We start from the raw sequence: 9113 nt of genomic DNA, 5'->3' as shown, positions 1-9113 counted from the left end.
CCCTGAGGACGCTGACCATAGCCACCCTGAGGACGCTGACCATACTCACCCTGAGGACGATAGCTACGCTGAGGCGCGTTGCTCTGAAGACCTGCGCCAAAACCTTCTGGGCGGAAACCGCCTTCATCGTGGCTAGGACGATAGCTTGAGCGCTGTTGATCATATGCAGGGCGCTGTGCTGTATGAATACGTGGACGTGGTGAACGTCCCGGACGATACTCTTTCTGGAAACCTTCGTTCTGTGTTTCTTCCTGTTTCTTCTCGTTGTTCTCGAAATCCATTGTCTTGTTCTTTTTAAATGAAATACTAAAAATAATTGTTTATGGCTTTTTTAGATACCAGTATAGGTGCTCGGCGTGATGGCTCTGAGCTCCTGCTTCACCTCTTCGCTCACCTCGAGCGTCTCAATGAAGTTCTGTATCTTTTCACCGGTTAGTTTCTCGTTAGTTCTTGTGAGGGCCTTCAATGTCTCATAAGGATTGGGGTAAGCCTCACGACGCAGAATGGTCTGGATAGCCTCGGCTACTACAGCCCATGTATTGTCAAGATCCTCCTGCAGTTTCTCTTCATTGAGGATAAGTTTACGCAGGCCCTTAAGAGTACTCTGGAATGCAATCAGAGCGTGTCCCATAGGTACGCCGACATTGCGCAATACGGTTGAGTCAGTCAAGTCGCGCTGCAATCGGCTTACTGGCAACTTAGCTGCCAAGAACTGCAGGATTGCGTTAGCAATGCCCAAGTTGCCCTCAGAATTCTCATAGTCAATGGGGTTCACCTTGTGAGGCATCGCACTTGAGCCTACTTCGCCGGCCTTAATCTTCTGCTTGAAGTAGTCCATCGAGATATACATCCAGAAGTCGCGGTCCAAATCGATGACGATAGTGTTAATACGGCGCATAGCATCAAAGATGGCACCCATCCAGTCGTAATTTGAAATCTGAGTGGTATACTGCTCACGCTCCAATCCCAGTTTCTCACTTACGAAGCTGTTGCCGAACTCGCGCCAGTCATACTGGGGATAGGCCACATGATGAGCGTTGTAGTTACCCGTAGCACCACCGAACTTTGCGGTGATAGGTGTCTCTTTCAAACCGCGCAACTGCTCCTCCAGACGATACACGTAGACCATCACCTCCTTACCCAAACGGGTAGGTGATGCAGGCTGTCCGTGAGTCTTAGCCAGCATAGGAATATTCTTCCACTGCTCAGCATAATCGTGCAGCTGCTCTATCAGTTCCTCCACCAGAGGATAGTATACCTGCTCCAGCGCCTCCTTAATCGAGAGGGGCACACTGGTATTGTTGATATCCTGCGAAGTCAATCCGAAATGAATAAATTCCTTGAATTGTTCAAAGCCGCCCATAGCGTCAAGCTTCTCCTTGATAAAATACTCAACGGCTTTCACGTCGTGGTTGGTTACCTTCTCAATATCCTTCACCCGCTGGGCATCAGCAGGTGTAAACTTACGGTAAATGTCACGAAGCTGATCGAATAATGAGTGGTTGATTCCCTGAAGTTGAGGTAATGGCAGTTCACACAAGGCAATAAAATACTCTATCTCAACGCGTACCCTGTAACGTATCAAGGCATACTCTGAAAAGTATTCTGCCAATGGCTCGGTCTTACTTCTGTAACGGCCATCAATAGGCGAGATGGCTGTCAATAAACTTAAATCCATGTTAAAAAATAAATCCTGTAAATTATCGATAATTTCTATTCTTTTCTATCCTTTCTTAACCCAAAACCGCAACCTCTACGGCTGCGGAAAGGAGTTCTTTTGTGTCGTGGGCGTTGACGGATTCGAACCGCCGACCCTCTGCTTGTAAGGCAGATGCTCTAAACCAGCTGAGCTAAACGCCCGAATGTCTCAATTGCGGGTGCAAAATTACAAAGAAAAAATGAATCTGCAAAATTTCCGAGGGGAAATTTTGCAGATTCCACTCATTTTATAACTGATAGAGGTCGTTAGCAGCCATCAGCTCCACTTTCTTCTCTGCCAGAATCTTCTCGCAGGCATCAAGATCCGTAGGACGGATTACCACCGTAGCCACATCGCCATTGGCAAACGAGTACATATATTCTATGAATACGCCGTTGTCAGAAAGATGCTTCAGCACCACAGCCAGTGAGCCGTGCACATTCGGGCATACGAAACCTATCACATCGGTAATCTTGACGGCGAAGTGCTGCTCCTTCAGCACCTTGTAGGCCTTGTCAGGGTCCGATACGATACAACGCAGAATACCGAAGTCGCTATTGTCTGCGATACTCATAGCGGAAAGGTTAATACCAGCAGCCCCCAGGGCCTCTGTCACCTCGGTCAGTCGCCCGGACTTGTTCTCGAGGAAAATGGATAATTGCTTAGTCTTCATAAATTATAGTTTATCTCTAAATACTTTTGGTTGCCAATCAGTCGTTCGACAAGTTACGCTTGTCAATCACTCTCTTTGCCTTACCTTCTGAGCGTTCAATACCCTTTGGTTCTACGAGTTTCACCTTAAAGCCCAGACCAATCACACTACGCAACTCTGCCTCCAGCTTTTTCTGCAGTCCGACCATCGTAGCCATATCGTCGGTAAAGTACTCCTCCTTCACCTCGACCTTCAGTTCTGAGGTATCCGTGTTATTCACACGATCCACAGTCAACAGGAAGTGCGGTTCATATTCAGGCAGTTTCAGTATCACATCCTCTATCTGTGACGGGAACACATTCACGCCACGGATTATCAGCATATCGTCGCAACGTCCCAAGATGCGGTCCATTCTTACTAAGGTACGTCCGCACGCGCACTTATCATAGTGCAGGGCAGTCAGGTCGTGAGTACGATAGCGAAGCAAAGGCATGCCCTCCTTCGTCAGATGAGTGAAGGTCAGTTCTCCAAACGAACCCTCAGGCAAAGGCTTCCCTGTCTTCGGATCCAGAATCTCCGGATAGAAATAGTCCTCGTTCAGATGTGTTCCACACTGGTGCTCACACTCATAGCCCACACCGGGACCAGCCACCTCTGAGAGGCCGTAGATATCATAAGCCTTAATGCCAAGGCTCTGCTCCAGCTTAACACGCATCTTCTCCGTCCAAGGTTCAGCGCCAAACACACCTATCTTCAACTTAAACTCATCCCTCGGCCACTCGCATTCCTGCATGGCTTCACCAAGGAACATGGCATATGAGGGCGTACAACACAGAATCGTGGTGCCGAAGTCGTGCATCAGCGTCATCTGCTTCTGAGTGTTACCTGAAGAGATTGGTATCACGCTGGCACCGATGTTCGTAGCGCCATCGTGAGCACCCAGGCCTCCAGTAAACAGTCCATAGCCGTATGCCACCTGGAAGATATCATCCTTTCCTGCACCATAAGCAGTAAAAGCACGACTGATCGCCTCGGCCCACATTGCCAGGTCTTTTCTTGTATAAAGCACCACTACAGGCTTACCCGTCGTACCACTCGAAGCATGAATTCTCACAATCTGACTCATGGGCACAGCAGCCAGTCCGAAGGGATAGTTGTCTCTCAAGTCGAGCTTATTGGTAAACGGCAGCTTCACAATGTCGTCGATACTCTTAATATCACCAGGCTCCAGTCCCATCTCCTGGAACTTCTTACGGTAGAACGGCGTGTTGTGATACACGTACTCTGCCATTTTCACCAGCCTGCGGCTCTGTATCTCGCGAAGCTGCTCGCGATCCATACACTCAATCGTTTGATTCCAAATCATTGTCTTTTATTTAGTATTATCGTTGATATTCTCGTATCGTCTTCACTCCTTTCAAGGCGCAAAGGTAATGCAAATCGGGCAGAATACAAAATAAAAGCCCATTTATTTTTATCGTTCCATATTATTACATTTTTTATGCAGCAGAAGAAGAGCTCTCCTGCATGTCGTTGGGACGTCATCGAACACAAAATCTTTTTCCATATTTCATAGTCTTTGGTTTATCAAAAAAGCGCTTCACCTTTTTAAGTGAAGCGCTTCGTTTTAGTGGGCGTTGACGGATTCGAACCGCCGACCCTCTGCTTGTAAGGCAGATGCTCTAAACCAGCTGAGCTAAACGCCCTTGCTTTGTAAGCGGGTGCAAAGGTAGGGAGTTTTTTTGAGAACAAAGAAGGAATAGGAAAGAAAATACACTCCTATAACATTCTTTAACCTTTTCAACCCAAAAGCTGCTCTATTTCCATTTGAGGAAGAATGCAAAGGATGGCTTTTCCTTCAGGGGTATAATTGACATTCGAACATGAGAAAAGCTCGTTAATCAGGCATTCCATCTCTTCGTTGCCCAGAATCTGACCATAAGGAATAGCGGCATTCTTTGCCAGTGTCAGAGCCACATTCGAAGTCTGCGGTAGAACAGAAGCGTTCAAAGAAGTATCGGCGTCTGCCACCATCTGCTGTAGGAGCGTTACAGGGTTCAATCCTTCAGTGCCGGCAGGAACGCCATTCACGGCAAAGGTATTACCACCGAGATCGCTAAGGTCGAAACCGATATCAGTCAGCTCGGGCAGTAGCTGCTGCATCGTGACGGCCTCAGCCGGAGAGAACTGAACAGTCTCAGGGAACAGAAGTTTCTGTGTGCTGGCCGTATGACTGCTCAGCTGATTGACATAGCGCTCATACAGAATACGGATATCAGCCCTATACTGATCGATAATCATCAATCCCGACTTCACTGCGGTCATAATATACTTACCTTTATACTGATAGTGGGCTGGAGAACGGTCTGAGAAGGCCGACGACTGCACTATATCGTTAGACACTTTTGAGGGGGCAGTAGACTCGGGAAGCATATCCATAGACTGAGAGCCAAAAAGGTCGGAGGGCTCTGGTTTGGGCTCTGTAATCCCCTCATAGAGCGACTGCCAGTCGCGCGGCGGACGGGGCGTCGACGATGAAGAAGCTCCAGAAGTAAAGGGGTTATAGTTGGGATTATACGTAACCTTAGGAGCAACAATAGAGTCATTGACGGGGTCGAACACGGGAATCTCAGGACTCCCCTGGGTATCGAAGTCGATAGAAGGAATCTCACAGAACTTGCCAATGGCATCGCGTACCGAGGCAGAGAGTATCTGCCAGATGGCCTGCTCATTTTCGAACTTAATCTCTGTCTTCGTGGGATGGATATTCACGTCGATCTCTGAAGGTTCTACCTCGAAATAGAGGAAATAAGGAATCTGCATGCCCTCTGGAATCATACGGTCGTAGGCTGTGATAACGGCCTTATGGAAATAGGCATGCTTCATATAACGGCCATTAACGAAGAAGTAGTCGAACCCACCCTTCTTACGGGCGGCCTCTGGTTTACCCACAAAACCCTTGACCGTGGCCATAGCTGTGTGAACCTCCACAGGCAACAGGTCTTGGTTGTATTGTTTGCCAAAGACATCGGCAATACGCTGGCGCAGACTGGCTGCACGCAGGTTGAGCATCTCTACCCCATTGTGATGAAGGGTGAAATGGATACCGGGATATACGAGCACGATGCGCTCGAAAGCCGTCATGATATTAGCAAGTTCCGTAGCATTTGTCTTCAGGAACTTGCGACGGGCAGGCACGTTAAAGAACAGGTTCTCGACTTTGAAATTACTGCCCACAGGACAAGAGACTGGTTCCTGAGCCGTAACCTTAGACCCGGCAATAAGCAAACGGGTACCAATCTCATCGTCAGCGCGACGTGTCTGGAGCTCAACTTGTGCCACGGCGGCAATAGAAGCCAGAGCCTCACCACGGAAGCCCATCGTATGAAGGGCAAAAAGATCAGAAGCGTTCTGAATCTTCGAGGTGGCATGGCGCTCGAAAGAAAGTCGGGCGTCGGTCTCAGACATACCCTTGCCGTCGTCGATAACCTGAATAGAGGTTCTACCCGCATCAACCACAATGACGTTGATAGTCTTAGCACCAGCATCGACAGCATTCTCAACCAGCTCCTTAATAACAGAAGCAGGACGCTGGATCACTTCACCAGCGGCAATCTGGTTAGCAACGCTATCTGGCAAAAGATGTATGACGTCTTTCATTTCTTGGGTCTCCAATTAAAGATATCGTCACGACTGACAGGACGCACAGCGTCATACCAGGCAAAGCCCTGAAGGCGCTTACGCTCTGCAGGAATCTGATTCAGAGGATACATGGTACCAGAAGTCTTCGGTGTCCATACACGCTGGAGTTTACGCTCCTTGAGGAACATGCGAAGTTCGGATGTCTCCTGATAATTATATATAAGGGGAATACTGTCACCCTCTTCAAAGTAATAGCCAATGAGCACATTACCCACAGCACGGGTCTCATGGATCTGGCCATCGGTGAAGAAAGCAAACATCTCCTTCGACGACACCTGATTATAACAGGTAGTATCACTACGCAACTGTTGGATAGAGAAGCAGTTTCCAGTCACATGGGCCCGGTCGATGACAGAATCTTTGAGGTAGACATCAATCCGGTCGCCCACCAGTTGCTGATTGATATTCCACACAATAGGATCGTGATACATCGTCATACATGAATCCAAGGAGTTATAAACCAGCGAGTCGCAGATGGCCTGCACATCGGTACGGTACGCCCGCACCTTATTATATGCATGGATTTTACGATAAACGGAATCAGTCTCGATATTAAACGTCACCACCTTGAAGGTGTCGGCATGCATGAAGAGCGAGTCGCCCTGAGAGTAGTCGATGGCAACAGCACTGTCGGTACACATGGCATAGCCAGTGTGCTCATAGTACTCACCATAATTACCCGTTAGCTTATTGCGATTCACGGAGTCGACATAAACCACATTACGGAAAGCCTGACTTACTCCCTGCTGACTATCATACCACACGCTGTCGCCCACCATCATCTTACCCTGATTTGACAGCACAGAGCGGTTCATGAGGCGAGCTTGCTCTTTCTTCGTGTCGTAGTAGCCCTGCTCTGAATAGATATGGCTATCACCAGAATAGATATCAGATGGGCCCACGATATGAGCCATTGACGTACGGGTGTCGTAATACAGAGTATCGGTAGTGAGATAGAACTTCGGCGACTTCATCTTTACATCGTAGTTGAAGACCGACATCTTACTTTTGGTATTATACTCACCCCAGTCGGAAGTCAACGTGGTCTGGCCGTCAATCATCTTACCACCTTCGAAGAAATAAGCATTATCATAGAGACGGTCGAAATCAAGACTATCGGTATAAAGCGTAGTCTTACGATTCTTCAACACCACATTATAACGGGCTCTAGCCATCTGTTCGTTGCCGTCGTAATAGGCATAATCGCTCACCAGCGAGAGGGTATCACCCTGAAGCATCCTGACGTGACCGAAAGCTTCGAAAGAGTTACTGGCCTCATAGAAGTAAGCACTATCGCAATAGAGGCGGGCCCCCTGATGGGTGAAATGAACCTTACCATTGAGAATCGTTGCGTCGGGGTTCTGCATCTGGTCGAAATGAAGCACGTCGGCATGAACCAGATACACACGGGTATCCTGTGCCTTAGCCTTTCGGGCCGGGCGCTTCTGCCTTTGCTTCTGGGCAAAACCTGAAGCAACGCCCATCAACAGCACTGCTGCCAGGAAATAGAGAAACCCTCGCTTATTCATTATTTTATATTACCCCAGCCTTCGTACTCGAAGTTACAGTCTTTATAATTATCGTTCAGACGGGTGTAGACGTTTTTGATCTTATCGACCACCCACTGGTGGATGCGCTCGTCACGACGTTTGTTGAGCACAACCTCTTTCAGGGTCTGGAAGTCTTCTGTCACTGTAGCCTTATGACCATCAATACGATTCTTCAGCTTAGCGATGACGCACACCGTCTTACCGCGCTGATTGATCATAGTAAAGGCCTGAGATATCTGACCCACCTGCATAGTATCAACAACCTTTGCAACCTCGGGAGGAAGGTCCTGCATCTTGAAACGAGAGGTGATATGGCCCGTCTGCGGATCGTTGTTCGACATCTGACCTTTATTATTGCGGGTATCCTTATCGTCAGAGAGCATAGGAGCAGCATCCTCCAATGTAAACTTTCCGCTGCGGATATCAACAGCAATAGAGTCAAGACGACCCAGAGTCTTCGTAATCGCATCGTCAGAGACAACAGGCTTACGAAGGATATGGCGCACATTCACCTTATCACCGCGTTTCTCTATCAGCTGAATGATGTGATAGCCGAACTCTGACTCAACAATCTTCGATACCTTCTTGGGGTCGGTAAGGTTGAAAGCCACAGCGGCAAAAGCAGGGTCAAGAGTGCCTCGGCCTACCAGGCCAAGCTCACCGCCACGACGTGCCGTACCAGGGTCCTCGGAATAGAGTCGTGCCAATGTCTGGAACGTGGCCTCACCCTTATTAATTCGGTCGGTATATTCGCGAAGCTCTTCTTTCACACGGTTCAGCTCCTCTGCTTCAACACGTGGAGTTTGCTGGATAATCTGCACCTCTACCTCTGTAGGTACGTAAGGAATACTGTCGGCGGGCATGTCCTTGAAATAACGACGTACCTCTGCAGGGGTTACAGCTATATCTTCGACGAGTTTCTGCTTCATCAGCTGCACCATCTTACGGTCTTTCATCTCATCGCGTAGTTCGTTACGAATCTGAGAAAGGGGCTGATGCTTATACTCCTCCAGGCGCTCCCGGGAACCATCGACCATCTCAAGCCAATAGCTGATCTGCTGTTCTACCTCCTGAGCCACATCGGCATCAGTCACCTCGATACTGTCAATCTCGGCCTGATGCTTGAACAGTTTCTGCACAGCTATCTGCTCGGGAATCTTACAGTAAGGATCACCATCCCACTTGACACCTTCCATTGCAGCCTGCATACGCATGGTCTCAATATCAGACTTGAGGATAGCATCATCGCCCACGATCCATACCACCTCGTCGATAACGGAACCCACCTTTACGGAGTCATTCTCTTCAGCGCCAGCTGTCAGCGGGAGCATAAACAGCAGAGCACCTAATAAATACTGTATTCTTTTCATTGATGCTTATTTACGGTTTTCAATACTTCTTGATTGATGGATACGGGATAGCGCTTACGCAAAGCCTCTACCCACTGACGCTCAAGATAAGCCTGATAATCCTCTACCACCTGCGTACGCACATCGGAGTAATCGGCGGG

The 9113-nt window shown here is 48.5% G+C and carries 6 protein-coding genes, 2 tRNA genes and 1 pseudogene; all 9 read right to left on the bottom strand.

All coding sequences use genetic code 11. The annotated features are described in order from the left end of the window. A pseudogene (locus T325_RS00185) lies at positions 1-281 on the bottom strand (pseudouridine synthase); the annotation flags it as partial. A gap of 50 nt (positions 282-331) precedes the next feature. Continuing rightward, complete coding sequence (gene purB / locus T325_RS00180; protein WP_036909450.1) at positions 332-1678, bottom strand: adenylosuccinate lyase; 1347 nt, start codon at positions 1676-1678, stop codon at positions 332-334. Positions 1679-1785: 107 nt separating this feature from the next. Continuing rightward, a tRNA-Val gene (locus T325_RS00175) sits at positions 1786-1860 on the bottom strand. 86 nt (positions 1861-1946) lie between these two features. After that, positions 1947-2372 carry an ACT domain-containing protein gene (locus T325_RS00170; protein ID WP_036909448.1) on the bottom strand — a complete coding sequence of 142 codons (426 nt, stop codon included), beginning with the start codon at positions 2370-2372 and terminating at the stop codon, positions 1947-1949. Positions 2373-2409: 37 nt separating this feature from the next. After that, positions 2410-3717, bottom strand: coding sequence for a phenylacetate--CoA ligase family protein (locus tag T325_RS00165; protein ID WP_036909446.1), 1308 nt, complete (start codon positions 3715-3717; stop codon positions 2410-2412). 265 nt (positions 3718-3982) lie between these two features. After that, a tRNA-Val gene (locus T325_RS00160) sits at positions 3983-4057 on the bottom strand. A gap of 94 nt (positions 4058-4151) precedes the next feature. Then, positions 4152-6011 (bottom strand): DNA mismatch repair endonuclease MutL, encoded by a 1860-nt coding sequence (mutL, locus tag T325_RS00155; RefSeq protein WP_036909444.1) that lies wholly within the window; start codon positions 6009-6011, stop codon positions 4152-4154. Further along, a complete protein-coding gene (locus T325_RS00150; protein WP_231622159.1) occupies positions 6008-7582 on the bottom strand; it encodes an OstA-like protein in 1575 nt (524 codons plus the stop codon). The genes mutL and T325_RS00150 overlap by 4 nt, the downstream gene beginning before the upstream one ends. Further along, positions 7582-8934: a peptidylprolyl isomerase gene (locus T325_RS00145; protein ID WP_036909453.1), complete on the bottom strand. Its 1353-nt coding sequence runs from the start codon at positions 8932-8934 to the stop codon at positions 7582-7584. Before T325_RS00145 ends, T325_RS00150 begins: the two co-directional genes overlap by 1 nt. Positions 8935-9113 lie beyond the last annotated feature (179 nt).

The sequence above is a fragment of the Prevotella sp. FD3004 genome (assembly GCF_000746155.1).
Lineage (GTDB): Bacteria > Bacteroidota > Bacteroidia > Bacteroidales > Bacteroidaceae > Prevotella.
The sequence above is the reverse complement of the archived record's forward strand: the minus strand, read 5'-3'. Positions and strand labels throughout refer to the sequence as shown.

Coding starts and splice junctions, on each gene's coding strand:
- purB (WP_036909450.1), bottom strand. CDS start 1,678: ATGGATTTAAGTTTATTGACAGCCATCTCGCCTATTGATGGCCGTTAC.
- T325_RS00170 (WP_036909448.1), bottom strand. CDS start 2,372: ATGAAGACTAAGCAATTATCCATTTTCCTCGAGAACAAGTCCGGGCGA.
- T325_RS00165 (WP_036909446.1), bottom strand. CDS start 3,717: ATGATTTGGAATCAAACGATTGAGTGTATGGATCGCGAGCAGCTTCGC.
- mutL (WP_036909444.1), bottom strand. CDS start 6,011: ATGAAAGACGTCATACATCTTTTGCCAGATAGCGTTGCTAACCAGATT.
- T325_RS00150 (WP_231622159.1), bottom strand. CDS start 7,582: ATGAATAAGCGAGGGTTTCTCTATTTCCTGGCAGCAGTGCTGTTGATG.
- T325_RS00145 (WP_036909453.1), bottom strand. CDS start 8,934: ATGCTCCCGCTGACAGCTGGCGCTGAAGAGAATGACTCCGTAAAGGTG.